At 62.7% G+C, this 26,374-nt stretch carries 26 protein-coding genes; 6 read left to right on the top strand and 20 right to left on the bottom strand.

Annotation, left to right across the window (positions count from 1 at the left end):
- The first annotated feature begins 15 nt into the window (after positions 1 to 15).
- Positions 16 to 819, top strand: coding sequence for an outer membrane protein assembly factor BamD (locus tag ACP7EG_RS05375; protein ID WP_071076763.1), 804 nt, complete (start codon positions 16 to 18; stop codon positions 817 to 819).
- A gap of 85 nt (positions 820 to 904) precedes the next feature.
- Here the strand turns inward: ACP7EG_RS05375 and yaaA are convergent, their stop codons facing one another.
- Positions 905 to 1,675 carry a peroxide stress protein YaaA gene (yaaA, locus tag ACP7EG_RS05370; protein ID WP_426086739.1) on the bottom strand — a complete coding sequence of 257 codons (771 nt, stop codon included), beginning with the start codon at positions 1,673 to 1,675 and terminating at the stop codon, positions 905 to 907.
- 30 nt (positions 1,676 to 1,705) lie between these two features.
- Here yaaA and ACP7EG_RS05365 point away from each other — a divergent pair, with 30 nt between their 5' ends.
- The 3 genes from ACP7EG_RS05365 to ACP7EG_RS05355 all read left to right on the top strand — a co-directional run bounded on the left by ACP7EG_RS05365 (position 1,706) and on the right by ACP7EG_RS05355 (position 4,553).
- Positions 1,706 to 2,140, top strand: a complete 435-nt coding sequence (locus ACP7EG_RS05365) for a putative toxin-antitoxin system toxin component, PIN family (protein WP_426086738.1) — start codon at positions 1,706 to 1,708, stop codon at positions 2,138 to 2,140.
- Between the two features lie 83 nt (positions 2,141 to 2,223).
- Positions 2,224 to 3,402: a pyridoxal phosphate-dependent aminotransferase gene (locus ACP7EG_RS05360; protein ID WP_426086737.1), complete on the top strand. Its 1,179-nt coding sequence runs from the start codon at positions 2,224 to 2,226 to the stop codon at positions 3,400 to 3,402.
- A gap of 47 nt (positions 3,403 to 3,449) precedes the next feature.
- Positions 3,450 to 4,553 (top strand): HD-GYP domain-containing protein, encoded by a 1,104-nt coding sequence (locus ACP7EG_RS05355; protein WP_426086736.1) that lies wholly within the window; start codon positions 3,450 to 3,452, stop codon positions 4,551 to 4,553.
- Positions 4,554 to 4,591: 38 nt separating this feature from the next.
- On the opposite strand, the gene ACP7EG_RS05350 is transcribed toward ACP7EG_RS05355, so the two are convergent.
- Entirely contained in the window at positions 4,592 to 5,050 is a 459-nt protein-coding gene (locus ACP7EG_RS05350; RefSeq protein ID WP_426086735.1) for a nuclear transport factor 2 family protein, read from the bottom strand.
- A 262-nt stretch (positions 5,051 to 5,312) separates the two neighbouring features.
- Positions 5,313 to 5,975 carry a DUF2625 family protein gene (locus ACP7EG_RS05345; RefSeq protein ID WP_426086734.1) on the bottom strand — a complete coding sequence of 221 codons (663 nt, stop codon included), beginning with the start codon at positions 5,973 to 5,975 and terminating at the stop codon, positions 5,313 to 5,315.
- Positions 5,976 to 6,287: 312 nt separating this feature from the next.
- Between ACP7EG_RS05345 and ACP7EG_RS05340 the strand changes: the two genes are divergently transcribed.
- Positions 6,288 to 7,139, top strand: coding sequence for a helix-turn-helix domain-containing protein (locus ACP7EG_RS05340; RefSeq protein WP_426086733.1), 852 nt, complete (start codon positions 6,288 to 6,290; stop codon positions 7,137 to 7,139).
- A gap of 29 nt (positions 7,140 to 7,168) precedes the next feature.
- Positions 7,169 to 8,203 (top strand): serine hydrolase domain-containing protein, encoded by a 1,035-nt coding sequence (locus ACP7EG_RS05335; protein WP_426086732.1) that lies wholly within the window; start codon positions 7,169 to 7,171, stop codon positions 8,201 to 8,203.
- A 7-nt stretch (positions 8,204 to 8,210) separates the two neighbouring features.
- Here the strand turns inward: ACP7EG_RS05335 and ACP7EG_RS05330 are convergent, their stop codons facing one another.
- The 17 genes from ACP7EG_RS05330 to ACP7EG_RS05250 all read right to left on the bottom strand — a co-directional run bounded on the left by ACP7EG_RS05330 (position 8,211) and on the right by ACP7EG_RS05250 (position 26,233).
- Entirely contained in the window at positions 8,211 to 9,113 is a 903-nt protein-coding gene (locus tag ACP7EG_RS05330) for an alpha/beta hydrolase (protein WP_426086731.1), read from the bottom strand.
- A 26-nt stretch (positions 9,114 to 9,139) separates the two neighbouring features.
- Complete coding sequence (locus ACP7EG_RS05325) at positions 9,140 to 10,201, bottom strand: tetratricopeptide repeat protein (protein WP_426086730.1); 1,062 nt, start codon at positions 10,199 to 10,201, stop codon at positions 9,140 to 9,142.
- 17 nt (positions 10,202 to 10,218) lie between these two features.
- Complete coding sequence (locus tag ACP7EG_RS05320; RefSeq protein ID WP_426086729.1) at positions 10,219 to 11,124, bottom strand: ExeA family protein; 906 nt, start codon at positions 11,122 to 11,124, stop codon at positions 10,219 to 10,221.
- Positions 11,125 to 12,897 carry a pilus (MSHA type) biogenesis protein MshL gene (gene mshL, locus ACP7EG_RS05315; protein ID WP_426087139.1) on the bottom strand — a complete coding sequence of 591 codons (1,773 nt, stop codon included), beginning with the start codon at positions 12,895 to 12,897 and terminating at the stop codon, positions 11,125 to 11,127.
- 13 nt (positions 12,898 to 12,910) lie between these two features.
- Entirely contained in the window at positions 12,911 to 13,309 is a 399-nt protein-coding gene (locus tag ACP7EG_RS05310) for an MSHA biogenesis protein MshK (RefSeq protein WP_426086728.1), read from the bottom strand.
- On the bottom strand, positions 13,294 to 14,016 hold the full coding sequence (locus ACP7EG_RS05305; RefSeq protein ID WP_426086727.1) for a hypothetical protein: 723 nt from the start codon (positions 14,014 to 14,016) through the stop codon (positions 13,294 to 13,296). Before ACP7EG_RS05305 ends, ACP7EG_RS05310 begins: the two co-directional genes overlap by 16 nt.
- Positions 14,013 to 14,708, bottom strand: a complete 696-nt coding sequence (locus tag ACP7EG_RS05300) for an MSHA biogenesis protein MshA (RefSeq protein WP_426086726.1) — start codon at positions 14,706 to 14,708, stop codon at positions 14,013 to 14,015. Before ACP7EG_RS05300 ends, ACP7EG_RS05305 begins: the two co-directional genes overlap by 4 nt.
- Positions 14,705 to 15,649, bottom strand: a complete 945-nt coding sequence (locus tag ACP7EG_RS05295) for an agglutinin biogenesis protein MshI (RefSeq protein WP_426086725.1) — start codon at positions 15,647 to 15,649, stop codon at positions 14,705 to 14,707. The genes ACP7EG_RS05300 and ACP7EG_RS05295 overlap by 4 nt, the downstream gene beginning before the upstream one ends.
- Positions 15,650 to 15,817: 168 nt before the next feature.
- The gene (locus ACP7EG_RS05290; protein ID WP_426086724.1) at positions 15,818 to 19,537 is read right to left on the bottom strand and encodes a DUF6701 domain-containing protein; all 3,720 of its coding nucleotides are present in this window, start codon (positions 19,535 to 19,537) and stop codon (positions 15,818 to 15,820) included.
- Positions 19,538 to 19,560: 23 nt separating this feature from the next.
- On the bottom strand, positions 19,561 to 20,010 hold the full coding sequence (locus tag ACP7EG_RS05285) for an agglutinin biogenesis protein MshP (protein WP_426086723.1): 450 nt from the start codon (positions 20,008 to 20,010) through the stop codon (positions 19,561 to 19,563).
- Positions 20,007 to 20,894, bottom strand: a complete 888-nt coding sequence (locus ACP7EG_RS05280; protein ID WP_426086722.1) for a pilus assembly FimT family protein — start codon at positions 20,892 to 20,894, stop codon at positions 20,007 to 20,009. The genes ACP7EG_RS05285 and ACP7EG_RS05280 overlap by 4 nt, the downstream gene beginning before the upstream one ends.
- On the bottom strand, positions 20,891 to 21,520 hold the full coding sequence (locus tag ACP7EG_RS05275) for a type IV pilus modification PilV family protein (protein WP_426086721.1): 630 nt from the start codon (positions 21,518 to 21,520) through the stop codon (positions 20,891 to 20,893). The genes ACP7EG_RS05280 and ACP7EG_RS05275 overlap by 4 nt, the downstream gene beginning before the upstream one ends.
- Positions 21,507 to 22,085: a pilus assembly FimT family protein gene (locus ACP7EG_RS05270; RefSeq protein ID WP_426086720.1), complete on the bottom strand. Its 579-nt coding sequence runs from the start codon at positions 22,083 to 22,085 to the stop codon at positions 21,507 to 21,509. The genes ACP7EG_RS05275 and ACP7EG_RS05270 overlap by 14 nt, the downstream gene beginning before the upstream one ends.
- A 123-nt stretch (positions 22,086 to 22,208) precedes the next feature.
- Positions 22,209 to 22,688 (bottom strand): type II secretion system protein, encoded by a 480-nt coding sequence (locus ACP7EG_RS05265; RefSeq protein WP_426086719.1) that lies wholly within the window; start codon positions 22,686 to 22,688, stop codon positions 22,209 to 22,211.
- A gap of 59 nt (positions 22,689 to 22,747) precedes the next feature.
- Positions 22,748 to 23,299: a type II secretion system protein gene (locus ACP7EG_RS05260; protein WP_426086718.1), complete on the bottom strand. Its 552-nt coding sequence runs from the start codon at positions 23,297 to 23,299 to the stop codon at positions 22,748 to 22,750.
- Positions 23,296 to 24,528: a type II secretion system F family protein gene (locus ACP7EG_RS05255; protein ID WP_426086717.1), complete on the bottom strand. Its 1,233-nt coding sequence runs from the start codon at positions 24,526 to 24,528 to the stop codon at positions 23,296 to 23,298. Before ACP7EG_RS05255 ends, ACP7EG_RS05260 begins: the two co-directional genes overlap by 4 nt.
- A 1-nt stretch (position 24,529) precedes the next feature.
- Positions 24,530 to 26,233, bottom strand: coding sequence for a GspE/PulE family protein (locus ACP7EG_RS05250; RefSeq protein WP_096235892.1), 1,704 nt, complete (start codon positions 26,231 to 26,233; stop codon positions 24,530 to 24,532).
- Positions 26,234 to 26,374 lie beyond the last annotated feature (141 nt).

Raw genomic sequence — 26,374 nt, 5'->3', positions numbered from 1 at the left:
TTCTTGCAAAACGTCATGCAAAAAAAATTATCGTTGGTAGTCGCTTCAGTCGTTCTGCTCGGCATGTCCGCTTGCAGCTTGTTGCCTGAAAAAGTGGATGAGACCAAAAACTGGTCCGTTACGAAATTATACTCGGAGGCGCGTGAAGAAATGGCCGGGCAGCACTATGAAGCTGCAATCGGCCTGTTCCAGAAGCTGGAGGCTAACTATCCTTTCGGCAACTATGCCCTGCAAGCGCAGATGGAGATCGCTTACGCGTATTATAAGGCGGGAGACCAGGCGCAGGCACTGGCTGCCGTCGAACGCTTCATCAAGTTGCATCCGAACCACGCCAATGTAGACTATATGTACTACTTGCGCGGCCTGATCAGCTTCAACGACCAGATCAGCTTCCTGAACTTCCTGTACGAGCAAGACCCGACCGAACGCGACCCGAAAGCCACGCGCGAAGCGTTTGCGGCCTTCAAGCAACTGGTCGACAAGTTTCCAAATAGTAAATATGCGCCCGACTCGCTGGCCCGCATGAACTATTTGATCGACGCCATGGCGAAATATGAAGTGCACGTGGCGCGTTATTACTACCGCCGCGGCGCCTACCTGGCCGCCGCCAACCGCGCACAAACGACGGTCAGCGACTTTGCCGCTTCGCCCGCCATCGAAGAAGCGCTGTTCATCATGTACCGCTCGTATGACAAGCTGGGCTTGACCGACCTGCGCGACGACACCTTGCGCGTGCTGACCAAGAACTACCCGAACACGGCGTTCCTCAGCCCGGAAGGGGTGAACAAGGAACGCAAGTGGTGGAAATTCTGGCAGTAAAATGAAAAAACCGGAGCTTGCTCCGGTTTTTTCTTTATACCAAGGGGTCAGACCCGTCGGGTCTGACCCCAGCCGTCTACTGCATTCAGTTGCCAATTTTACGTCGAAACACCCAGCTGGTATCGTTCGACGCTTCGGGCACATACGCGTAGCCATCGACGTCGAACTGCTTCAGCTGTTCGGGATCGCGGATGGCGTTGACGGCCGCATAGCGGGCCAGCATGCCGCGCGCGCGCTTGGCATAGAACGAGATGATTTTATACTTGCCGTTCTTCCAGTCCTCGAACACGGGCGCGATGACGGGCACGTCCAGCTGGCGCGGCTTGACGGATTTGAAGTATTCTTCGGACGCAAGATTAACCAGCACTTTCGCGCCCTGCTCTTGCGCAGTACGGTTCAGGCCGTTGGTGATGGTGTCACCCCAGAACGCATACAAATCCTTGCCACGCGCGGTCGACAAACGCGTGCCCATTTCCAGGCGGTGCGGGTGGATCAGGTCCAGCGGGCGCAGCAAACCGTACAGCCCGGATAAAATGCGCACGCGCGACTGGGCGTAGTCAAGCTGGGCCGGCTGCAGGCTGCGCGCGCCGAAGCCCGTGTACACGTCGCCATTGAAGGCCATGATGGCTTGGTGCGCATCGGTCAACTGCGGTGTCCAGGACGCGTAGCGGGCCACGTTGAGGGCCGACAAGGTGTCGGAAATACCCATCAGGCTGCCCACTTCGCTAGGGGAAAACTGGCGCATGCGCTCGATCAGCTGGGCAGAATGGTCGAGAAAATCGGGGGTGCTGTGCAACGTGGTCGTTGGCGGCGTCTCCAGGTCGAGACTCTTGGCGGGCGAAAGCACGATCAACATAAATTATCACTACAAAATAGAATTGCCGACATGATACCTGCTCCACAAAAACTCGTCCTCGACACCAACGTTTGCCTCGACCTGTTCGTCTTCAACGACCCGCGCTGGGCGGGCCTGCTGACGGCCATGGAAAGCGGCGCCGTGCACGCCATCACGCGCGAAGATTGCCGCGCAGAATATCTGGTCGTATTGCATTACAAACATCTGCCGCTCGATGAAGCCAGCCGCGCCGTTGCCGCCGCCCGCTTCGACGCCCACATCAGCGTCGTGGCGCCGCCCGTGTCGGGCGTGCGCCTGCCTGTCTGCACGGACAAGGATGACCAGAAATTCCTCGAACTGGCGCGCGACGCCAACGCCGACATCCTCATCACCAAGGACAAGGCCCTGCTGAAACTGGCCCGCAAGACGGCCAAGGCCGGCATGTTCAAGATCATGCTGCCGGAAGGCTGGGCCTTGCCAGGCTGAGCCGCCAAAGCCCCACACGCGACGGGGCGCGCTGCGCTAGAATGGGACACGATTCCACTTTACGCACCGCGCCCCTACCGTTCATGAACAGCCCGTCCCTGCCCTACACGACTCCCACCCTGACCTCGCGTTTGCCTCTCGTGGGCACCACCGTGTTTACCCGCATGTCCAGCCTGGCGGCCCGGCATGGCGCAGTCAACCTGGGCCAGGGCTTTCCCGACTTCGATTGCGACCCGCAACTGGTCGATCTCGTCAGCGACGCCATGCGCGCCGGCCACAACCAGTATCCGATGATGACGGGCGCCGCCCCCTTGCGCGAGGCGATTGCCGCGAAGATCGCCAGCTTGTACGGCCACAGCTATGATGCCGGCACGGAAATCACCGTCACGGCCGGCGCCACGCAGGCCCTCACCACGGCCATTTTGTGCTGCGTGCATCCGGGCGACGAAGTCATCGTCATCGAACCGGCCTACGACAGCTATCTGCCGGCCATCGCGCTGGCAGGCGGCGTGCCCGTGCTGGTGGCCATGCAAGTGGGAGAATCTGGCTACAGCGTGCCGTGGGACAAGCTGGCCGCTGCCGTCAGCAACAAGACGCGCTTGATCATCATCAACACGCCGCACAATCCGACGGGCACGATTTTGCGCCCGGCCGATGTGGCGGCGCTGGCCGACATCGTGCGCGGCACGCAAATTTTGATACTGTCCGACGAAGTGTACGAGCACATGGTCTACGACGGCGTGCCGCACGCCTCGCTCTCGCGCAACGCGGAACTGGCGGCGCGCAGCTTCATCGTTTCCAGCTTCGGCAAGACGTATCACGTGACGGGCTGGAAAGTCGGCTATGTGGCGGCGCCCGCGGCCCTGACGGCGGAATTTCGCAAGGTACACCAGTACAACGTATTTACCGTCAACACGCCGATGCAGCACGGCATTGCCAGCTACATGGCCAAGCCGCAGCCCTACCTGGACTTGCCCGCGTTTTACCAGCGCAAGCGCGACCTGTTCCGCGACGGCCTGGCGGGCAGCCGCTTCAGCCTGCTGCCGGCCGACGGCACGTATTTCCAGTGCGTGCGCTACGATACCATTTCGCAAGAGACCGAAGCGCAGTTCGCCGAATGGCTGACGACGGAAATCAAAGTGGCCGCCATTCCCGTCTCCGCGTTTTACGCGCAGGGCAAGGAGTCGGGCATCGTGCGCTTCTGCTTTGCCAAGAAAGACGAGACCTTGCGCCTGGCGCTGGAGCGCCTGCGCAGCATATAACCGAGCACTGAGCATGGCTTCGCCACGGCGGAGCAAAGGATGACAGCATGGTACAGCGTCGCATCGGCCCGGCCGACCTGGTTCCCGGCGAACCCCTGCCCTGGGATCTGTTTCTGGCTGACCATACTGCCGGCCCGCAACTGCGCAAGGGGCAGATCATCACGGACGGCGCGCAGCTGGGCCGCTTGCTGCAACTGGGTCTGTACGCGGGCACGCCGGAGCAGCCGTCCGTCTTGCGCTTGCTCAATGAAGCGGCGCAGCGCCTGGAACGCTTGCTGCTCGACTTGCGCAGCGAAAGCAATGCCGAGCGCGATGTGCGCGACATCGCCCGCGACCTGCTGCGCGCGCTCGGGCACGATGCCGATATCGCCCTGGCCAGCATCCTGCTCAACCAGATCGCCGGTACCTACGCCGTGCGCCACTGCATCGAAACGGCGCTGCTGGCCATGCTGGTGGGGCGCAGCATGCACAAGTCCCACGATGAACTATTACTGATCGGTGCCGCCGCGCTGACGATGAACGTGGGCATGCTGCGCCACCACGACAGCTTCCAGGACCGGCGCGGCCCCCTGAATGACGAAGAAATGCGCATCGTGCGTCTGCATCCGCAGGAAAGCACAGAATTGCTGCGCTGCGCTGGCGTCGACGACGAGGAATGGCTCAGCTGCGTGCTCTTGCACCATGAAAACGACGACGGCAGCGGCTACCCGCAGGGGCGCACGGCCGATGAAATCTTGCAAAACGCGAAATTGATCGGCCTGGCCGACCGCTACTGCGCGCGCGTCTCGGCGCGCAACTACCGCCGTTCCATCGTGCCCGACCAGGCGCTGCAACACATCTTCCTCGATCAGGGCGTACCCATCGACCCGCTGCTGGGGGAACAGTTCGTCAAGCTGCTGGGCAAATATCCGCCCGGTACCCTGGTGCGCCTGCGTAGCGGCGAACTGGGCGTCGTCACGCAGCGGGGCGCCGGCCACGTGCATCCGCTCAGCGACCCGCTGGGCGCGCCGCTGGCCGCCGCCCAGTTGGCGCAGATGACACCGCGCGACACAGGCGACAGCCAGTTCGCCATCGTCTCGTCGCTGCATGAAGACGATGCGGGCCTGCATTTCAGCATGCGCAATGTGTGGGGCGATGAGGCGCGGTTGTAGCCTCTCTGGGCAACGCCGGTGCCAGACCAAATGTCAGCTTACGGTTTCGGTGGACGGATGCCCGTGTACTGTGCGCTGACCAGTAGCCATTGATTGTCGACAAGCCGAGCCACATACCCGGCGCGCAGGGCGAAGGTACGGGCAGCCGCGTCCTGATTGACGCGGTAGGACAGCCGTGCCGAGATGAGCGCCGTATCGCCGAAAAGACGCACCACCGGCTCATCGACCTGGAGTTGAGGACTCGGCCGTTTCTGCTCCGGCGCATAGAAGGAGAGCATTTTTTCACGCCCGTCCACCTCGCCGACCGGCGATACTTCCACATAATTCTCGGCCGTGGTGGCTTTCAGGGCGACTTGATCAAAATTATTCTGCGCCTGTGCATGGCGCTGCACCAAAGCCAGCAGTTCGGCATCGGCGGGAGCCGCCTGCGCACCACCGATCGCGCCCAAGGTGCCAAGCAGGCAGGTAGAAAGAATAGGTGAAAGGGTCAATTTCATGCGTATTTCATCCTGGTCGAAGTCATGGAGAAGCATTCGTTGATGACTGCGGCAGCGCCAGCATCGAACACTCGCTTGCGGCCAACTCATCATGAGGAAGCCCACTGTATGCTATCCGATTGCCATTTTCTGGCACATGCCAGTGCGACAAACTGCTGAATTGGGGGATTGAAACGCCATTTCGCCACCTCGATTGCACGCTCGCCATTGCGGTGTCGGGATGCTCACTGCGATGCTTTCAAATACGCTCGCAAGCCATGCGTCAGCTCGCGCTAACAGGTGCATCCAGCAACTTCTGTTTCAGATCAAGGTTGAGCGCCCACTGCTCTTCCACCGGAATGGCGCGCCGCGAACTGGTCTTGAGGGAACCCTCTTGCGTCCACAGAAATGGATAAAAATTCAGGCATAGCTCGCCGGACAAGGGCAATTCGTCAAAGCCATCCGCATCGCCAGGCTGCCGGCCGTAAAACTGCCGCAACTGGCTGGTAAAGGCCCATTCGACAAACGTCGTGAAGCCCATCTCCAGCGCTTCCCACTCCAGCGTCTCGGGGGCCAGGTAATACATATTGCCCTGATCGGGCCCGAGCGCGCCGCCATTGATGGCGAAAAAGCCGCCGAGCACGTCATCGGCCACCAGCAGAAAACCCTCGGCCTTTCCTTCATTCCACATAGCAATGTTCCGGCCCAGCTTGCCGTGGCCAGACCCCAATATGCGTAACCAGCCATCGTCCACCAGGATGCCCCCGGTTTCATAGGCAATCGCGCCGAGGGGAGAACGCGTGGTGACCTGCAGGCTCAGCAGCACGTCCTCCCTGCCGGCCGAGTGAGGCAGCAATTCCACCGGCAAGTCGGCCTCGCTGGCCCATTGCCTGATCAGCGGAAACGCCGGGTCTTCACTATCCAATAATTCATTCAATGTACGCATTGCACCGGCCCTTATCGATGACCGCTTCCGGCGGTCGGAGAATACATGACGAAGCTGGCACTGTCTGGTGCTCACCGCCAGACATTCCTGCCGCTCGCCCCTGGCGCGATCCAGTATCGATGACGACATCTGAATGCTCCGCAGATTTTACACATCCCCTTCCCTGCACGGCTGCCGCCGGCCCCGGAAAGCCGGCTCGGTGGCGCCGTCCGACATCCCGCGCATTCCCCTGAATCGACCGCTCATCCTGCGTCTGGCGCTATTCGTCGGCCCGCGCTCGCCCATCCGGGCGGGCGCACATACCATGCCGATATGACCACTCCACTCCAGTTCAAGTCCGGCCAATTCTATGGCGATGTGCATCACGGCGCGCGCGGCAGCATCTTCGATATCCGTCGCCTGAAGGCCACGCGTGGCGAGGACGAAGTCGAAACGCACCGGCATGACGATGCCCACTTCGTCTTCGTCCTGTCCGGCACGTATATTTCCAGCGCCCTCCACGCCCCGGCACGCGCGCCGTCACCCACCCTCGTCTTCAATCCTGCCGGCACGACGCACCGGTACCGCTTCGTCGATGGCAAAGGCGGTTTCATGACGGTATCGCTCGACCCAGCCCAGCTGTCGGGTGCCGAAGAATTGCATGCGGCCCAGGAATGCGCCACCGTGTTGCGCGATACCGCCAGCGCGGCTGCCGCCTTCCGGCTCGCGCGCGAAATAGGTCGCGGCGGCGATGCCGCGCTGCTGGAAGCGGGCGCGTGGGAGATGCTGGCCAGCCTGCACAGGACGCCCCAGAAGACGCGCCCATCGCTGCCCGCCTGGGCCCACCAAGCCTATGAAGCGGTGATGGACCTGGCCAACGACAGGCATCTGCGTATTGCCGACGTGGCCGCTGCCCTGGGCGTGCATCCCGTGCACCTGGCCCGCGTCTTCCGCCAGGCCTTGGGCTGTTCGCCGGGAGACCTGCTGCGCTGGCGCCGCGTCGATCAAGCCTGCGGCCTGCTGCACCGTCCGGAACTGAGCATGGCCGACGTGGCGCTGAGCGTGGGCTTCGCCGACCAGAGCCACATGAGCCGCGCCTTCCAAGCCCGCTACGGCATGACACCCAGCAACTATCGCCGCCAAATGTTTCAAACGTCCAAGACAATGCTTGGTTTGCAAGACTAGACTGGCCTTTTCCAACTCAGGAGTACACCATGTTGCGATACCTCCCCCTTCTTCTGGCCTGCGGCAGCAACGTCCACGCGGGCGAACTGGACGGCGTTACCACCGCCATCGACGCGGGCGACTTCAAGCAGGTCACCAGCGTCGTCGTGGCACAGCATGGCAAACTGCTCTACGAACACTACTTCGACAAGGATGGCGCCGACAGCCTGCGCAACACGCGCTCGGTTGGCAAGACGGTAGCGGGCATGCTGGTCGGCTTGGCCATCGAGCGCAAGCTGTTGCGCGCCGATACTCCCGTGCTGCCACACTTTCCGGAACTGCGGCCGCTGGCCCATGCCGACCCGCGCAAGGACAAGATCACGGTCGAGGACTTATTGACCATGAGCTCGCTGCTCGAATGCGACGACGACAACCAGCATTCGCGCGGCAACGAAGAGCGCATGTATCTGGTGGAAGACTGGAGCCGTTTCGTGGCCGACCTGCCGATCCGCGGCTTTCCCGAATGGAAGCCCCGCCCCGAGCAATCGCCGCATGGCCGCGCCTGGAGCTACTGCACGGCAGGCGTAACCCTGCTGGGACCGCTGCTTGAAAAAGTGAGCAGCCAGAGCGTGCCGGACTTCGCTGCCGCCAACCTGTTCAAGCCGCTTGGCATCGACAAGGTGAAATGGCAACTCCAGCCCAAGGGCAGCGCCATGACGGGCGGCGGACTGCAACTGCGCAGCGTGGACCTGATGAAGCTTGGCCAGCTCTACCTCGACGGCGGACGCTGGAATGGCAAGCAGGTGATACCGGCTGAATGGGTCAAGCGCTCGATCGCGCCCCATGCCAACGCGCGTGAAGGCATGGACTACGGTTATCTGTGGTGGTTGCAACCGTTCACGGCCAATGGCCGCACGGTGCAAAGCTATGGGATGGCAGGTTCTGGCGGCAATAAAGTGCTCGTCCTGCCGGAACTCGATGCGGTGGTCGTCATCACCACGACCAACTTCCAGGTACGCGACGCCCACGCGCTCAGCGAAAAATTGCTGACCAAGCTGATCATGCCGGAATTGATGCGCCCCTGAGCGCCTTTCATTTTGCGGACGTTAAATACGCCCGCAATCCATGCGTCAGCACAAAAGGAAACACGCTCGCGTGATCTTCATCCTCGAAGACGCGCAGGCGCGTCTTCAGGCCGGGGTACTTGTGCGATTTCAACTTCCCATCGAACTCGCGCACGTCCGCCAACATGTCGGCCTCTTCCTCCGAACGCGAACGCTTCTTGCCCGCCGCCAGCTTTTCCAGGCCGCCGATGCCGAAAAACACGGACGCGGGCAAATCCTTGTGGCTGACGGCATACGCCTGCTCGCGCTCGAACATGATGCCGGCGTCGTACCACAGCGACGGACTGCCGAGGATGTAGTGTTCGAAGGTGCGCGGTTCGTTGAGCAGAAATTGCAGGCCCAGCAGGCTGCCATAGGAGTGGCCGATAAACACCTTGCGCTGCATGTTCACGCGGTAATGCTGCGCAACGAAGGGAAACACCTCGCCCGAGACGAACTGGCCATACGCCTTCGCTTCACCGAACGCCGGTTGCCGCCCCGGCATGTCCGATCGGTAGTCGTGCTTGCGCGGCGTGGTGGGCGTGTAGTCGCGGCGGCGGCTGTACACCCCGCCATCGCCGTTGGCGTACGACAGGCCAACCACTACCACCTCTTCCATCCCGGCATGCTTGTTCAGGCGCTGCGCGATATTGCGCACGATGGCGAACGAATAATTGGCATCCACGACGAACAGCACCGGATAACGCTTGCTTCCTTGCCGATAGGAATCGGGCAAGGCCACATACAGCTGGTAGTCGCGCTTCAGGGCTTGCGCACGGATGTCGCGCACCTCCGTATTTTCCAGTACGTAGCTGGCGGGCGCGCTGGCGGGTGCGGCATGGACGCCATTAACAAGAAAGCAAAGAGCCAGGAGGAAACTATGAGGCTTCAAGCTGGCTTCTTTCATCGAGGTAAAAGTTACTTCGTCGCCGCTGTTGTCAACTGCACCAGCTTGCGCTCGACAAACGCCTGCAACTGGGGCGACAGGGTTTGCAAGCCCTTGGCCCGCTCGAACGCCTGGCGCGCCTGGGCCGGGTGGTTGTCGGCTTGCAATGCTATCCCCAGGCCCATCCACCAGACGCTGTTGTCGGGCGCCGTCTGCAGGGCCAGCTGATAGTGTTCGGCCGCTTCGCGGTAGCGCTGTTCGCGCTGCAGCACGCCGGCCAGGAAGGCGCGGTAATCGCCGTTATCGGCGGCGTACGGCAGGCTGCGCGTGAGGGTATCGAGGGCCGCCGCACCGCCGTTGGCTTTGTCCAGCTGCAAGCGGGCCAGCATCATCGCCTGCGCCGGTTGTTTCGGGTCGAATGCCAGACTCAGCTGCAATTGGCGCGCCGCGTCGTCGGGGCGCTGCGCTTCGAGCAGCAGGCGCACCAGGGTTTCGCGCGCGCCCTGGTGGCGCGGGTCCAGCTGCAGGGTCTGCTGCAAGCCGGCCAGCGCTTCCGAGACGCGGCCATCCTGCAACTGGCCCAGCGCGCGCCGGTATTCATTCTCCACGCGCTGCTGCGGCGTGACTTGTTTTCCGTCGAGGATGCGCTCGCTGGCGGCGGGCACTGGCGTCCTCACCACGGGCGCGGCGGCAGGCTTGGCAGGTTTTTCCGTGATGCGGCGCAGCAGCTTGGCTGGCGCGACCGTCTCCCCGGCCTGCAACACCGGCTCGGGTGCCAGCGGCGCCGTAGCGACCGGCGCCGGCGCAGACACAGGTGCCGCCACCGGTACGGGTAACGGCACGGGTAGCGGTGCCGCCACCGGCAGCGGCGTGTTGGCCACGCTGACCAGCACGGGCGGCACGGCCGGGCGCTTCCAGTACACCCAGCCGAGGGCGATGGCGGCCGCCGTCAGGCCGGCCGCGCCGCCGAAGACCAGCGCGCGCGAGACACCCCGCTCGCGTTCAGGCACGGAGCGGATGCCGGCTGCGTCGCCACGCCCATCGGGGGTGCCGCGCGCATCGAGGTCTTGCAACATCTTGTTAATCAGGCTCATCTACAGGCTCATCTTCGTCATCGGTTCAATAAGGTCCAGCTCACGCCGCAGGCGGCGGCCAGCACGCCGGTGCCAGCCAGCCACGGCCATGGCCGCTGCCAGAAGCGGCGCGGCTTGCTGGCCAGGGTATCGCTGGCGGCCAGCGCCACGTGGCGACCGCTGACCTGCTGCCGGCCTTCGCCGTACGCCACCATCAGCGCCTTGTGCGCCATGATGTTGATCAGGCGCGGGATACCTCCGGAAGCCTTGTACAGCTTGCTTACGCCGCCACGGCTGAACAGGCGCGCGCCATCGAAACCGGCCACGCGCAGGCGGTGCGCCACATAAAAATCCACGTCGTCGCGCGACAGGGGCCCCAGGTGATAGTGAAAGGTGATGCGCTGCGTCAGCTGGCGGATTTCCGGCAGGGCCAGCTTGACGTCCAGCTCGGGCTGACCGAACAGCACGATTTGCAACAGCTTGCGCTTTTCCGTTTCCAGGTTCGTCAGCAGGCGCAAGGCTTCCAGGCTGTCGACGGGAATCGCCTGCGCTTCATCCAGGCACAGCAGCACGCGCTTGCCCTGCGCCGCCAGGTTGAGCAAACGCAAGTTGAGCGACTTGAGCAGCTGATGCTGATCAGCATCTTTCTCCAGCAGCACATCGAGGTCGTCCGCCAAGGCCCTGATCAGCGAACGGGGCGGCAAGTTCGGATTCGGGATGTAGGCCGTGACGAAATCCGGCCCCAGCGATTGCATGAACTTGCGGCAAAGAAAAGTCTTGCCGGTACCCACTTCGCCAGTGATCTTGATGAAGCCCTCGCCATTGCGCGCCGCCACCAGCAAGGTGTTGAGCGCCTTTTGCGACTGCGGGCCGTTGAAGAAGAAACTGGTATCGGGCGTGAGGCCGAACGGCGCCTCGCGCAAGCCGAAATGGGCCTGGTACATTTAGCGCCGCTCCGATGGACGGCGCGGGTCGAGCGCCTCGATGCGCTTGCCCGAATCGAGCAAATCCTCGTTCCAGCTGTTGGCGCCCTCGACGATGGTCGGCTTGATCAGCACCACCAGTTCGCGCTTCTGGATCACTTGCCCCGTGTTGCGGAACAAGGCGCCCAGTACGGGAATATCACCAGCGCCCGGCACTTGCGAGCGGTCCGAGGTGGTGGCCTGGCGCATCAGGCCGCCGATGGCGACGATGCGTCCATCCTGGCTGCGCACCATGCTGTCCATCTCGGACGTGCTGGAGGCGGCCAGCGGCAATTTCAGCGAACCGGCGCTGCCCAGGTCGATTTGCTTGTTGACGGTTGTCACCTGACTGACGGACGGATGCACGTGCAGGATGATATTGCCCTGCTCGTCGATCTGCGGCGTCACGTCCAGCACCACCCCGGAAAAGAAGGGCTGCAGGGTGACGTTCGGGCTGGAGGTGGTGCCGCCCGCAGTGCCGGTCGACGTCACGGTAGTGCTCACGCCGGTGACGAAGAATTCGTCCGTGCCTATCTTCAGCACGGCCTTCTGGTTGTTCATGGTGGCGATGCGCGGGCTCGACAGCACGTGCACGGCGCCTTGCGATTCCAGGAAGGTAATCATGGCGGCAAAGTTGGCGGTCTGGAAGGCCAGGCCGAACATCGAGCCGGCCGCCGTGGCCGCCGAGCTCAAGCCAAAACCGCTGCTGGCCGTCAGGCCGCTGCCATTCGTCATGTTCGGCGGCTGGCCGCCGTTGAACGGCAGCGGCGCCAGGGTGCCGCCCGGCTGGATGAAGCCCGTCGAGATGCGGTTCGTGTGGCCGCTCTTGATGGAGGCAAACGAGGCCCAGTTGATGCCGGTCTGGAAATTATCGTTCAGTTCCACTTCGAGAATCTTGGCTTCAAGGATCACCTGGCGGTCCACCGACAGCTGCGTCGCCTTCAGGTACAGGTCGACGGCGCGCAATTCGTCGGGCATGCCGCGCACCACGACGACGCCGGACTGCGGGCTGATCACCACCTTGCGGCCGTCGGCCGTACCACCAATGATGGCGCCCAGCGACTCCTTCAGTTCGACCCAGAAATTGCTGTCGGACGTGGTGCTCAGGTTGGAACTATCGAGCGCCACCTGGCTGCCGGGCTGGCCTGGCTGCTGCGGCTGGCTCTGCTGGCTGGACTGCCCCGACTGGTTATTGCTGGGACCGGCATTACCCACCGATGTCGATGAGACGCGCAAATTCGACGTGCCCTTGCGGTTGCCCGTCAGGTAATTGACCTGGAACATGCGGGTTTGCATGGTCAGGGGCCGAATCGCAATGCGCGTGCCATCGACCTTGTAATCATAGCCATACATCTCGCGCACGGCGTCGAGCGCCTCGAACAGCGTCACATCTTTCAGGTTGGCGGAAATATTGCCCTGCACATCCGGATGCACGAGCATGTTGTAGCGCGTGCCGTTGACCAGCGAGTGAAAGAACTGGCGTGCCGGGACGTTGTTGAACGCGACATTGAAACGCTCGTCCAGCACGCCGCGCGCCTTGGGCAACTGCGCGGCCAGCGCGGACGCCGGCGGCAGCAGCGCATTTTCCACCGCTGCCGACTGCGCCGCCGGGCTGGTGGTGGCCACTGCGCCTGCCACCTGCTCCTTGATCGCATTGTAGGTGTCGCGCTTCACAGGCGCGACGTTGCAGGCGCACAAACCCGCAGCAAGTCCCAGGACGCTTGCCCGCTTGCTAATTTCAAGTATCTTCCGCATTCCCGCCTTGTATTTATTGGGTGACATGAACCTGTTTCCTTCGTACATGCATTGCATCATTGGCGTCGACCGTCTGCGGATACAGCCGCAGCGTTTCCAGGGTCTTGCCGCGCCGTAGCGCCACGCTCGCTTCACCTATGCTGACGACGACTGCGCCGCCCACCTTGTCACCCGCGCGCACGCTGCGGCCATCGATCACGGCCAGGCGCCGCCCGCCAGGCTGATTCGAAATGAGCACCGATTGCAGCTGCGGCCGCGCCGCACCGGCAGAGGCCGCACTACCGAGGACAGGCGCCGCATCGGGCGGCCGCGTAGGATCGACCAGCGCCTGGGCAAACACCCCCGGCGCCAAGGCCAGCAGCGCGCCAGCAAGGAACACGCAACGACGGGCGCGCATCACAGCGCGATCCATTTCTCGTCCAGGCTGAGCGTGTACAAGGTCAGGCTCAGCGTGGCGTTCGGGTACTGCTCGACTTGCATATTGAGCTTGCCCCAGAACACATGGGACGGCATGGCCTCCACGGCATCCATATAATTCACCATATCCAGATAATTTCCACGCAAGACGATTTCCACACCATGACGGTATAGCACGGCCGGCGCCTTCGCCGGCTCGGCGTCCACTGGCGACTGCCCGGCAGGCGCGGCGGCAGATGCGGACGCCGCCGCCTTGCTGGCGACATGGCCGCCCTGCCCCATGGCGCCGGATGGCAAGGTGGCCAGCGACACCAGGCGCAAATTGGCCTGCTGTTTCAGCAATTGCTGCAGCATCGGCACGATGCGCTCGGGCGCCACCAGGCCGTTTTGCGTCGATTGCAGGGCCTGCCGCATCTGCTGCACTTCCTGCCTGATCCGTTCGAGCCGGATGCGGTCCTGCAAGTTGGGGTCGCCTGCATGCGCGGCCATCCTTTGCGCCATCTCGGTATCGATGGCCGCGACGGCCAGTTGCCGCTGGGCAATCGTGTCGGTCAGCGCCTTGCGCTTGGCCAACTGCGGATTGACGGCCAGATACACAACCATGAAAATCAGCAGCGCGGCACTGGCGCCAAAGACCATGAACCGTTCCCGCACGCTGAGCGCATCAAATTTCAGGGCAAATTGTTGCCATTGCTGTTTCATTGCTTGACCGCCCCTGCGCCGCTGGCGGGTGCCGCCGACGATTGCAAACTGAATTCGATAAAGCGCGGCGCCAGTGCTGCCACGCCAGCAGCCGGCGCTGCGCCCGGCAATGCCGGCGCTGATACGGCGGCCTGGGCAGGAAGCTGCGCGGTGGCCATGTCCAGGCGCGCGAAGGATTTGCCCTGCAACGCCGATTCCCTGGACAAGGCGCTGATGTACTGGGGCAGCAAGTCCGGCTGCACGACGCGCCCCTGCAAGCCGATTTCCTTGCCGGCGCCGGCGATGCTCGCTCCCGTCAGCCACAAGCCATTGACCCTGGCGCGTGCGAAGGCGCGGAAATAATCGGCATAGCCGTGTGTATTGCCCAGTTCGCCGCCCTGCAGAATTTGCCCGGCTTCCAGCAAGGCGCTGCGGTCAGCCTCGGCCTGGCCCAGCGCGCCCGCGATCAGCGGGTCCTTGCCGGGCACGGGAAACCGCGCGAACACATCCGCCCGCTTCGCCTCGCGTGCATCGAGCACGACCTTGGCGTCGGCCGCCGTCCGCTCCAGCGCGGCCACCTGGCGCGCGCCGAACCAGACCACTGCGGCACTGGCGGCAAGGACCAGCCCCAGGCCCCGCAGCAAACCCACCGCCGACAGCGCCTGCTTGCGTTTTTCAAACGCAGGGTTGAACAGATTGATTTGCTGGCTCACGCTGGCATCTCCTCTTGCCGCAGGGCCGCACCCAGGGCCAGGAAAAAGCGCGCCTGGCCGGCAACGGCCAACAACTCCGGCACCTTGGAAAAATCAAACAGGGCCGTCAGATCCAGCGCCTCGACCGGCATGTACAAATTGTCCGCCAGGTAAGCATGCAGGCCGTCGCTGCCGGTCGGCGCCAGGACCAGCCTGGCAACGGAAATAAAATGGAATTGACGGTCGAAGTGGTCAAAGGAACGCTGCAGTTCCAGCGTGATCTTGTCGTAATACTGCTGCCGCTGGGCGTCGCTGGTATCGGCCAGTTGCACCACGGTGACGTCGATGCGGCGCGCCAGGTACAGTTCGCCATCGAACGTCACGGTCAACAGCCCCCCTTCGCCATCGAAAGACAGCATGGCCAGGCCGCGGCCCTGCGTTTCCATCAAGCCCGCGATATTGCGCTGGGCCATTTCCGGGATATCGATGACCGACAGGGCGATCTTGCATTCGCCATACAGCGCCTGGCGCTGGGCCACGGCATTGTTGCGCGCCGCGACGGCGAACAGCGATTGCGCGCGTCCAGGCCCGTTCTTGTCGGCGGGAATATCGATGACGTCGACGGTAGCGTCCGCCGCCGGAAAGTCGAGCATGTCCTTCAGGCGCCAGCGCACGGCAGTCTTGAGCTCTTCCGGCGGCACGTTCGGCGCGTCGAGCGTCAGTATCTGATACTCGCCCGCGCCCAGCAAAGTGGTGTTGCGATAAGACTGGGCATGCATATCCCGGTGCATTTTTTCCAGGGTCGCCGCCGCCAGCGGCTTGCGTCCGGGATACATGACCGCCGCCTGCACCAGCGGCTTGTCGTCCGCGCGCCGCTTGACCACGGCAGCGCACACACCTTCCGCTGAAAATGATGTCGCCAGCCAACCCTCGTGTTTTTTTGCTTTTGCGAATAAACCCATGCCACCGATCCAGATAATGAAATGCTACGACAGCGGTGCCGTCCGAATGATGCATTCAATCAATTTTAATTCATAGCAGGTAGGAACAGGCTAAAAAAGAAATTATTGACAATATTTTTTCAGGAAAACACCACGATTATCACGACGCGCCGAAAAATCACACATCCTTCAATATATTTCGCGCATGAAGAACATGGGCTCGCTCTTGAATGCGCCTATGGTTTCGCGCGCCTGTCCCGGCAGGTACGGTATCAGCGACTGCAGCGTGAGCGTACCTTTTTTCTTCACGGGTGCGGCGGGTTTGGCCATCAGCACGCTGCCGCCGCCCTGCTGCAGCAAGCCACTGTCGAGCGGCAAGGTGCTCGCGGCTGGCAACTGCACATCCGTCAGGTTGAGATAATCCTTCAAGACGAAATTCTTGCGCAGCAAGGCCGTGCAATTGTCCAGCGTATTGGCGGCATATGCGCTGCCGTTCCAGTATTGCGCGACCAGGGGCACCCGCAGCGCGCGCTGTTCCGAGCCATACATATTGTTGATGCGCAAGCGGCCATGACGCAGCCGGGTATCGCCGATGGCGACGCTGGCGGCGGGCGCGACCGCCAGGCCATTCACGCTGGAAATGAGCGCGCCGTCGCTGTCGCTGATGCCCACCACCAGCGAAAAATCATCGTACGGGCCATCCTGGCCGCTGGCCAGCCGGTCAAAGCTGTGCAGTACCGTGATGCCGGTCGCGCCGCTGGGAATCGCCTGCTGCAGGCCAGGCGCGGCGAGCGTGATGCTGCCCGCGCCCGCAGTGCCTGCCTGCACCGTGTAAATGGCGCCGTCGCCGCCAAACTTGATCAGTTCGCCCGCCGACAGGCCACCGCTGCCTGCCACCACCACTTGCGTGCTGCCGGCGGCATACGCGCCACCATCAGTCGTGTAGGAACGCCCGCTGCGCCCCTGGTTCCAGGCAAAGGCGGGCAAGGCTGGCGCCAGGCGGCCGATGGACAGTGCCGCGCCGGCATTGCCCGCGCCCACGCTGACACTGGCGAGTCCGGGATAGGCGCTGCCATAGCGCGCCAGAATCTGCTTGCCCTTGCTCAATGCCGTCGCACCCAGCACGACGCCCAGTTCGCGCTGGCCCATGTAGGTGAAATCGCCGCAGGCCGCCGTCAGCGCGCCCGTGAGCGCGTAGTGGTCAGGGAAGAAGCGGCCGAAGACGGGTTCCGGGCTTTGCGCCTGGTTGGCAATATTGCAGCCAAACTTGCCATTCACGTCTGTATTGCTACTGCTGCCGATGACGCAGTCGCCAGGCTGGTCGACGCTGGTGTAGGCATTGTCGAGCACCGCCTCGGGCAGCATACTGAAGGTGCCGACATCGTTGTACGTCACGCCGCTGCTGCTGGCCAGGCCGCTGGCCAGCACCGCCTGTCCCAGCGGAAATGGACTGGCGTTGGAGCTTGAACTCAGGCGGTCGCTATAGTCGCTGGCGCTGACGAAGCCGACGATTTTCTGGCCGGCCACGGAATTGTCGACCAGCGGCGTGCCGTTATAACCGGCAACGGCCGTCGCGCCCAAGGTGAACTGGGCGCCCGCCGCCAGGCTGGGCGTGCCGCTCAGGGCGCTGTTGCTCATGTTCGAGCTGAGCGTGAACTGCTGCGGCCGCACGGCAAAGCTGTCGGTCGAGCAGCCCACGTTGGCGCTGCCGCACTCGGCTGCCGTGCAAGTGACGCGCACGCGCACATCACGGTAGGCGCTGTACCTGGGCGCCACGGCGCTGAGGGCGGTGGCAGGGATGCTCACATTCGCGCTCGAATAGCCGCCCGTGAACGCAACCAGGCCCAGCGGAATCACGGCCGTCTGGCTGGCCGGGCAGTTATTCGCCCCCAGCGCCACGCCGGTGGCGGTATTGACCAGCAAATCCACCGTGGCCTTGCCTTTAAAGCTCGTTTCCAGGCTGGCATCGGTCTTCAGCTTGACCAGGTCCAGCTTGAAGGCCGTGTCGGCCAGCTTGGTATTCAGGCGCGCATAGGTCAGGCTGCTGGTGCTGGGCACGCAACGGGGAGACGTCGCCTCGCAGGCGTTGAAGCGCGCCACGGCGCAGGCCTTGATCACCAGCGACTGGTCTTCCTGCTCCGTGAACTGCCCATCCGTCACATTCACGCTGACGGTGGCGGCCGTGCCGCTGCTCAGGCCAAACACGGCCTGGTATTCGCCGTTGAACAGATAGGTCGCCACGCCGTCGTTCAGCGTGCCATTGGACAGCACGCCATAGCCCGCGATCAGGGCCCAGTCGCCGATACCGTTCGAGGTAGTCAGCAGGATTTGCGTGGTGTTGTTCGGCATCACGATATTATTGTGATTGACGTCATGCGCCGTGACCGTGAGCGTGCTTTGCTGGCACGTCAGGCCCGACCCCGCATTCGTCACCGCGTAATGGCTCAGGCAGCCAGCCTGGCTGAGATTCTGGTCGCGCTGCACCAGCGCCAGGCCGCCCTCGTAATTATAGGCACGCAATTCGTCGATGGCGCCATCGGTGGAATTGCCGCTGCCGCTCTGTCCCGTCACCGCGCTGCGGTTGTCGCCAATGAACAGGCTGCCGATGCGCGGCGAGACCACCGCGGCGGTGGTAAACGCCGACTCCTTTTGCAGCACGCCATCGACGTAGATGCGCAGGCGGTCGCTACTGGACGCCGCCAGCGCATTGAAGCTCCAGCTCACGGCGATATGCTTCCAGGTGCCGGCGGGCACGCTATTGGCAGCCGTTTCCACCGCGCGCACGTTGCCCAGGCTGTCCGTGACGACGAAGCGCAGGGCGCCCGTGCTGCGCCGCACGAGAAAAAACCACTCGTTGTTGATCTGCGTGGCGTCGAGCAGTTGCGCATCGCGCGTTCCGCTGCCGGACCAGGCCGTATTGGCCTTGTACCAGAAGGTGATGGTGCCGGCGCCGCCCATGGTGGCGGGCACCGACAGCCCGCTGTCGACCGCGGCGATGGCGGCGGCGCTGGTATTGAGGGGGAAGCTGGCGGCGCGGCAGACGCGGCCGGCAGCGATCGTCTGCGCGCCGCCCAGCACCGTGCCGTCGCGCCCGTTACCGCTGGTATCGGTTACTTGCTCGGGCGTATTGTTCCAGCTGGGCTGCTCCATGCGGTACTCGAGCACGGGGCGGGGAATATAGAACTTGATCGCTGAATTGGTGACCGGAAAACCGGTTTGCGGCGTGTCGTAATCGTTGCTGTCGGCTTGCCAGCCGATCTGTCCCAGCTTGGCGGAAGGTCCCGCCACTGCCGTGCCGTACTGGTAGATGAATTCGCCGTTTTCCTGCAAGATCAATTGCAGGCTGTAAGAGCCAGTGGTACTGGTGCCCGTGGTCCATTCCGGCACATTATTCCAGGTCACCACGAAGCTGCGGTACGGCGCCGTGCCGATGGTGGCGTAGCTGACGTAACAAGTCAGGCGGCTGGCGCAGGCGGTATTGTAGGTCGGTACTTCCAGTTTCGAGGTGGGATCGAGGTCGTTGCCATAGATGCGCATGGTGTAATTCAAGCTGCTGTTCGGATACGGCAGCGTCTGCACCGGGCTGCCATAGCCGCAAGTGACATTGTTATTGAACTGCACCCGGCCGTTCGTCATCACGCGCAGGGTGCTGAAGGCCACGCCCGAATACATGAAACTGAAACCGATGGGCAAGGCATCGCTGAGCGTGTCGTCAAGGACGGGCGGCGAGGTACCGCAGCCGGCGGAACCGTTGAATCGGTAGGGCGTGGTGTTATAGCCAAGCTTGGCATGATTGCTGGCGTCGATCCAGCTGTAGGCAAAACTGGTGTTGGCGTAGGTTGCCGCCTGGACCGGTGCGCAAGCAAGCAGGGCCACAACGGCTATCCATACGGCGATGATTGCCTGCATATTATTCCTTGAGAGTAGCGTATTTAAAACTCGGCCTGCACGACGCGCTGCACATAATCGGGATGGTTGGTGGCATTGGCGGTGGCGCACACGCCACCCACGGGCTGGTTGCAGGCGGTCGCAATCACCTGAAAACGGGGCAGCGCACCCGGCGCCTGCGTGCAGCGCACGGTCACGCTAAAGCCGTTCAGGGCGCCATTCGCTGGCAAGGCAAAATCGCGGCTGGCTTCGCATTTACCGTCGACGCGCTGCCGGTACACGCCCCACTCCATGCCGGCGCGGGCCGCCTGGTAGGCGCGCGCGCCCTGCACGTCCAGCGCCGACTCGGCATGCTGCATGGTGGAGATGGAGAGCAGCGCCACGCCCAGCGCGGACAGCACCACCAGCAGGAAGATGGCGGTGACGATGCTGAAGCCGCGCGCCGGACGGCATGGCCGGCACCGCTGCGGCATGGAGGATAGCAATAGTCTCATGGCGAATTATTGACCTGTGCCTGTTGCACCAGCGTGATCTGGCCAGCGTTGCCGCCGGGCGCGCCCAGGGTCAGGCTGACACTGACCAGGCCGCGCTGCAGGTTGGGCAGGGTATCGAAGGAAAAGGCGCAAGCGGCCACCTGATTGGCCATCAGCGCCGCGGACGGCGCGCCGGTCAGCGCCGCTGTGCTCTCCGGCTGGGCCACCTGGATCGCATAGCCGGCATAGCGCGTCAGCGTGCCCGTGCCGTTCGCATTCGGCGCGCAATGATAGGTCACGACCGTACTGACCACCTGGAAACGATAGCTGAGGGAAGGCATGGAGGGTGTTTGCGCGACAAAGGGGTTCTTGACCAGCGTAACATCGTTGCCGCTGATGGAAGCGACCTGGGCGCGGTTGCACTGCCCGCTGCAATCATAGGCGTCCACGGGAGGCTGATCGCCCAGATTGTTGACGACGATAAAGTCGCCGGGAACGATGGTCTGCACGCCGGACGGCGCAGCGCCGACGATGGTAAATACATCCGGGTTGCTCGGCGTGAGGGGATCGAAGGCCAGCACATTGCCCGGTATCGTGTTCGGGTCGTCTTCCGACAGATAGCGCCCGCCCGTCTTGGTCAGCAACAGCTCCAGAAAACTGCCGCTGCTATTGCTCGTCACGCGCACGCTGTTGGGCAAGGCCAGGCGCACGTCGCGCGTGATGCGGCGTGTCGCCAAATCAGCCGCGTCCGCCAGCTCGGCGCGGGCGGCTACATCCAGGTAACTTTGCACTGGGGCACGAATGAACAGCGTCACCATGCCGGCGACGATGGCCGTGATGACGATCACCACGATCAGTTCGATCAAGGTAAAACCGCGCTGCCGGGGGTGTAAAGACATCATCATGGGACGGCATTGCCTGCGTAGCGCGTGCGGTAGCCGGCCAGCACGAGCTGTTGATTCGTGGCATAAGTCACGGTGACCGTGATGCGCAAGACATTCATGTTGATCGGCGTGGCGTCCGAAGGCAAGGTGGCCTTTTCCGGCCCCAGTTCCGCGTCGGGGCTGATGGTCACGCTCACCTTATAGCCGTCAGGAAACAACTTTTTGGCCACGTCATCCTTGTAGCTCTCGGGAGTGTTGAAGGCGCGCACATAGTCGCTGACGTTGTAATACGGCCGCCCCGAGGCGGGTACCGTCGCGCTGACATTTTGCGGCGTGGTACAGCCGGTGGGATTGGTGGCGCTGTCGAACGGTGCGGCATTCGTCGCCATATCGGCGGCCGGATCGGCGAGCGGATCGCAAAACGTAAACCGTGCCCCTTCGATCTCATCGAGCATGGCTTCCGCGATGGCCAGCGCCTGCTTGCGCAATTGCGGATCGGCGCTGCTGGCCGTGGTGCGGGCGAAAATTTGCAGCAGGCCCACGACGGCGATGCTGACCACCACGATGAAGATGACCAGCTCGATCAGGGTCACGCCGCGCTGCGCCGTTCTGCGCACCGGCAAGACGGCTATCCTAGTAATGGACATAGCCGGTCTCTCCTTCGACCACGATAGTACGCGGGATGCCGCCGCCGCTGATGCCGATGCTGACGCGCGCAGGAAAGGTCGACACGGGTTCGGTGTCAGTGGACTTGTAAGGACGGCCCAGGGCATTGAAGTAAAAGGCGGCTGCGCCCAAAGGCACGCTATAGCTGATCTTGTTGGGCGCCGCTTCGCACAGCCACGCCGTGGTATTGGCGCAGGCGCTCAAGGTGGCTGTGCGGCCGCTGTTGCCGCCGGCTGGCGGCAAGACGCGATTGGCCGCGTCGCAGGCGGTATTGAAACACAGGGCAATGCGGGTGCCGTTGAGCTGCACGAAGACGGGACGGTTTTGCGCGATCGCCAGTTTTTGCGCATAGCGCAGCATGCTCACGTTTTGATCGGCAAAGCTGCGCGCGTCAAAACTGTCTTGCCGGAAGAAACGCGGCATGGCGACGGCCGCCAGCAGGCCACCCACCACCAGCACGACGATCAGCTCGACCAGGGTGAAACCGCGCTGCCGCCGCCCACGGCTGGCAGGCCCGGCAAACATCAAACCTGCTGCAGACAGCATCGTGGATACCTGTGGCAATGAGCGGCATGCCGGCTGAAACATGCCAGGAAGAATGAAAAACGCCTGGCGAGCCAGGCGGATCGCCTGCGGCGCGAATGGCCGCAGCAGGCGGGAACTACGTCCTTAACAATTTGTAGCGGCAGTGGTAGGTGTGGGACCCACCACCGGCGCGGCAGTGGCCGACGCCGCCGCATAGGTGAACGAGCAGGTGGTATGAGCGGCGTCAGCGGCAATGGTTAACGGCCCCGTGCCCGTCACGCTGAAATCCGGTGCCCCGATGCCGGCCGCCGCGAGGATGCCGTTGGCGTCAGCGGTAGGATAGCCGTTCGCCAGAGTGACAGCAACGCCATCCATTAGCACCGAGGGAGCCGTGGCAAGCGCACCATTGACCAGCCATTGCGCATGGGCCAGGGCTGCACCAGCCTGCACCGAGGCGCGGGCGCCGTTGATTTTCGCCAGGCGCGCGTCAGCCGACATATTGATAAAACGGGGAATCGCGGTGGCCGCCAATATGCCCAGGATGACGATGACGACGACTAACTCGATCAGCGTAAAGCCCGCTTGAGCACCTTGTTGAAAACGACGAATTGACTGCAGTTTCATGCTGATCTCCAAAAAATCAAAAAAACAATGCTGGCAAAATTTGCCGACAGAATAAAAAATTATTTCAGCCCGCCCGCCTCGCCCACCTGTATCAGGGCCACCTCGGGCGCATCAGCCGGGGTTGAGGGCCTGGCAGGAGTAGCGGACGCTTGTCGCAAGCTTACCTTGAATTGAAGCAACTCGGAATGGTATCCGTTAAAAGTGTTGCCTCGATTTAATATATATACCAATTCTGCATTACTTCTATTAAAAAACCAATGACTTAGGGGAAGTTTTTCCATCTCCGGCGCCGTATATGCACCCAAATAATTGGCCGGCTTTTCAAGCAGCCAATCGACGGGGTTTTGCCCCGCCAGCGCCGGCAACTGGTTTTGCCGGTCGGACGCATACAGTTCCAGCACTTGCATGCGCAGGCCCGCGCGCAAAGCCATGACCGTTTGCTGTACCGCGACCTGCTCCGCTTCCTGCTGAAGCACCGTCAACCGGCTCAGCAGCACGACCGCCAGCACAGCGATGACGGACACGGCAACGGCCAATTCAAACAAGGTAAAGCCGCGCTGCCTTGCCTTGCCAGCCAACATGTTGTTTTTTGGCGAAATGCGCGGCTTCATTTATGCAGGGCCACCTTGCCCAGGTCCCACACGGGCAGGAAGATGCCCAGCGCCAGCACCAGCACCATGACGCCAAGAAAGGTGATCAGGATGGGTTCGATCTGCGCGGACAGGGTCTTCAATTCGTAATCCACTTCCCGTTCGTACATCTGGGCGATTTCATCCATCAGCTCATCCAGCGAACCGGACTCTTCACCGACGGCGATCATTTGCAGCACCACCGGCGTGAAGACGCCTGCCGCCACCGAAGTGCGCAGGATGCTGTCGCCGCGCTCGACGCCGTCGCGCATCTGCTCGACGCGGGCGCACAGATAGGCGTTATCCACCGTCTGCGACACCACCGTCAGCGCCTGCACGATGGGCACGCCGCTGGTGCTGGACAGGGCGAAGCTGCGCGCGAAGCGCGCCATGGTGCCTTTCAGGATGATCTTGCCGGCGATGGGAAATTTCAACTTGTAGCGATCCCATGTGTAGCGGCCAGGCACGGTACGCAACCAGGCCCGAAAAGCGGCTATCGCGGCAATAGTCAGCACCAGTAGCAAAGGCCAATACGCCACCATGAAAGCCGACGTGCCGATCAGGATGCGCGTCATCAAGGGCAGTTCGGCATTGAAGCTGGCGAACACTTTCACGAACTGGGGAATCACGAACATATTGACGATGACCATGGCGAGGAGCATGGCCACGATCACGAAACTCGGGTAGCGCGTCGCCGACTTCACGCGCGCGCGCATGTCGCGGTCGAACTCCAGGTGGTCGAACAGGCGCAGGAAGACTTCATCGAGGCGCCCCGTCATTTCGCCCACGCGCACCATCGACAGGTAAAACGGCGTAAACACGGTCGGGTGGCGCGCCATGGCGGCCGACAGTTCGCGGCCCGCGTCGAGCGATTCGCGCACATCCTTGATGATGCGCCCGAACGCGGGGCTGATGGCGGACTCCTGCAAGCCGGCCAGGCCGCGCATGATGGGCACGCCCGCCTTGAGCAGGGTGTACAGCTGGCGGCTGAACAGCTGCACGTCCATCGAACTGACTTTTTTCTCCGTCAGTCTTTGCCACCAGCCGATATCGGCGCCGGTGGTGGCGGCCTTTTTTGTCACCAGGATTTCCACCGGCGTCGCGCCGGTGGAAAACAACTGGTCGGCCACGGCGCCGCTGTCGGCGCCTTCCATCACGCCGGTCAGCAGCTCGCCGCTGGCGTTGCGCGCCTTGTAAGCAAAAAATGGCACCTCAATCCTCGCTCTGGTTGCTGATGCGCATCGCTTCCATCACCGTCGTGCGGCCCTGCACCACCAGCTGCACGGCGTGGCGGCGCAGGGTGTCGCCCGCCATCTGCGCCGTCGCCACCTTCATGAAGTGGGACGGATCGGCATGATTGGCGGCATCGGCCACGGCGCGCGTGATTTCCAGCAATTCGTACACGCCCGTGCGGCCCCGGTAACCCATGCCATTGCAATGCGAGCAGCCCTTGCCATGAAAATACTGGTTGCGCTCCACCAGCTCGCCCAGTTCCAGGCGCAGCCATTCGTATTCGTTCGGCGTGGGCACGTAGGGCGTGCTGCAGCTTTCGCAGATCACACGCACCAGGCGCTGTGCCAGCACGGCTTGCAGCGAGCTGCCCACCATGTAGCGGGGCACGCCCATGTCCATCAGGCGCAGCGGCGTGCTGATGGCGTCGTTGGTGTGCAGGGTCGACAGCACCAGGTGACCCGTCATGGCGGCGCGCAAGCCGATTTGCGCCGTTTCCTGGTCGCGCATCTCGCCGACGAGCACGATATCGGGATCTTGCCGCAGGGCTGAACGCAGCACGCGGGCAAAGCTCAGCTCGATCTTCTCGTTCACTTGCACCTGGTTGATGCCGGACAAGCGGTACTCGACGGGGTCTTCCACCGTGATGAGCTTTTTTTCCACGGAATTGAGTTCGGCCAGGGCGCAGTACAAGGTCGTCGTCTTGCCGCTACCGGTCGGCCCCGTCACCAGCACCAGGCCGTTCGGGCGGTTGACGATGGCGCGGAAGCGTTCCACCAGCTTGGGCGGCATGCCGATGGCGTCCAGGCGCAAGGTCGTGCCGCCCTGGTTCAACAGCCGCATCACCACCGATTCGCCGTACTGCGTCGGCATGGTGGAGATACGCACATCGATGCGCTGGTTTTTCACGCGGATGGCGAAGCGGCCATCCTGCGGCAAGCGTTTCTCGGAAATATCCAGGTCCGACATCAGTTTTAGGCGCAGCGCCAGCGAACTGGCGATCTTGCTGTCCGCTTCTGTCTGCAGGTGCAGCACGCCGTCGATGCGGAAACGGATCTGCAGCCGGCCTTCCTGCGGTTCGATGTGGATGTCCGAGGCGCGCACCTGCGTGGCGTCCTCGAACACCGATTGCAGCAGCTTGACGATGGGCGCCTCTTCCAGGCCCGGATTGGCGGCCAGCGCGCCAAAGTCGACGGATACGTCGCCCAGATCCTGCTCCAGCTCGCGCGTCAGGGTGGAAATATCTTCCGTGCGGCGGTAGATGCGGTCGATGGCGGCCAGCACTTCCGTTTCATTGACGACAGCGAGCTCGATATGGCGCTTGACCAGGCGCGAGATTTCATCGTACGCGAACAGGTCGGTGGGATCGGACATACCGACCAGCAAGCCCTCGCGCCGGTCCTCCAGCACCAGCGCGCGAAAGCGCCGCGCCTGGGTTTCCGGCAACAGCCGCACCAGTTCGGGATTGATGTTGAAAAACTTCAGGTTGATGTAGGGAATGTCGAGCTGGCGCGCCAGTGCGCCCGAAATTTGCTCTTCCGTGACAAAGCCGTGCTCGACAAAAACTCGGCCCAGCTTGCGCCCCGAGCGCTTCTGTTCCGTCAAGGCCTGGCCCAACTGTTCTTCCGTCAGCAATTTCTGCTGCACCAAAATTTCACCGAGCCGGACTTTCTCTGGCCTTGCCATGCTTGCTCCTCGACAAATTCTTCAGACGATACACGCCAGCGGCGTGCGGGGGTATTTTATTCCAGAACCTGTTGTTTCTTAAAGAAAATACATTCCGTGGCTTGATTTTCGCGCATTTCAACACCCTGGGCACGGGCAGCG

Source organism: Janthinobacterium sp. PSPC1-1, assembly GCF_049897625.1.
Lineage (GTDB): Bacteria > Pseudomonadota > Gammaproteobacteria > Burkholderiales > Burkholderiaceae_D > Janthinobacterium > Janthinobacterium tructae.
Note: the sequence above shows the minus strand (reverse complement) of the source record. Positions and strands in the feature narration are given on the sequence as shown.

Coding starts and splice junctions, on each gene's coding strand:
- ACP7EG_RS05325 (WP_426086730.1), bottom strand. CDS start 10,201: ATGAGCCTGATTAACAAGATGTTGCAAGACCTCGATGCGCGCGGCACC.
- ACP7EG_RS05365 (WP_426086738.1), top strand. CDS start 1,706: ATGATACCTGCTCCACAAAAACTCGTCCTCGACACCAACGTTTGCCTC.
- ACP7EG_RS05350 (WP_426086735.1), bottom strand. CDS start 5,050: ATGAAATTGACCCTTTCACCTATTCTTTCTACCTGCCTGCTTGGCACC.
- ACP7EG_RS05280 (WP_426086722.1), bottom strand. CDS start 20,894: ATGATGATGTCTTTACACCCCCGGCAGCGCGGTTTTACCTTGATCGAA.
- ACP7EG_RS05285 (WP_426086723.1), bottom strand. CDS start 20,010: ATGAGACTATTGCTATCCTCCATGCCGCAGCGGTGCCGGCCATGCCGT.
- ACP7EG_RS05335 (WP_426086732.1), top strand. CDS start 7,169: ATGTTGCGATACCTCCCCCTTCTTCTGGCCTGCGGCAGCAACGTCCAC.
- ACP7EG_RS05290 (WP_426086724.1), bottom strand. CDS start 19,537: ATGCAGGCAATCATCGCCGTATGGATAGCCGTTGTGGCCCTGCTTGCT.
- ACP7EG_RS05360 (WP_426086737.1), top strand. CDS start 2,224: ATGAACAGCCCGTCCCTGCCCTACACGACTCCCACCCTGACCTCGCGT.
- ACP7EG_RS05340 (WP_426086733.1), top strand. CDS start 6,288: ATGACCACTCCACTCCAGTTCAAGTCCGGCCAATTCTATGGCGATGTG.
- ACP7EG_RS05320 (WP_426086729.1), bottom strand. CDS start 11,124: ATGTACCAGGCCCATTTCGGCTTGCGCGAGGCGCCGTTCGGCCTCACG.
- ACP7EG_RS05260 (WP_426086718.1), bottom strand. CDS start 23,299: ATGAAGCCGCGCATTTCGCCAAAAAACAACATGTTGGCTGGCAAGGCA.
- ACP7EG_RS05265 (WP_426086719.1), bottom strand. CDS start 22,688: ATGAAACTGCAGTCAATTCGTCGTTTTCAACAAGGTGCTCAAGCGGGC.
- mshL (WP_426087139.1), bottom strand. CDS start 12,897: ATGCGGAAGATACTTGAAATTAGCAAGCGGGCAAGCGTCCTGGGACTT.
- ACP7EG_RS05250 (WP_096235892.1), bottom strand. CDS start 26,233: ATGGCAAGGCCAGAGAAAGTCCGGCTCGGTGAAATTTTGGTGCAGCAG.
- ACP7EG_RS05275 (WP_426086721.1), bottom strand. CDS start 21,520: ATGTCCATTACTAGGATAGCCGTCTTGCCGGTGCGCAGAACGGCGCAG.
- ACP7EG_RS05295 (WP_426086725.1), bottom strand. CDS start 15,649: ATGGGTTTATTCGCAAAAGCAAAAAAACACGAGGGTTGGCTGGCGACA.
- ACP7EG_RS05305 (WP_426086727.1), bottom strand. CDS start 14,016: ATGAAACAGCAATGGCAACAATTTGCCCTGAAATTTGATGCGCTCAGC.
- ACP7EG_RS05270 (WP_426086720.1), bottom strand. CDS start 22,085: ATGCTGTCTGCAGCAGGTTTGATGTTTGCCGGGCCTGCCAGCCGTGGG.
- yaaA (WP_426086739.1), bottom strand. CDS start 1,675: ATGTTGATCGTGCTTTCGCCCGCCAAGAGTCTCGACCTGGAGACGCCG.
- ACP7EG_RS05345 (WP_426086734.1), bottom strand. CDS start 5,975: ATGCGTACATTGAATGAATTATTGGATAGTGAAGACCCGGCGTTTCCG.
- ACP7EG_RS05310 (WP_426086728.1), bottom strand. CDS start 13,309: ATGGATCGCGCTGTGATGCGCGCCCGTCGTTGCGTGTTCCTTGCTGGC.
- ACP7EG_RS05375 (WP_071076763.1), top strand. CDS start 16: ATGCAAAAAAAATTATCGTTGGTAGTCGCTTCAGTCGTTCTGCTCGGC.
- ACP7EG_RS05355 (WP_426086736.1), top strand. CDS start 3,450: ATGGTACAGCGTCGCATCGGCCCGGCCGACCTGGTTCCCGGCGAACCC.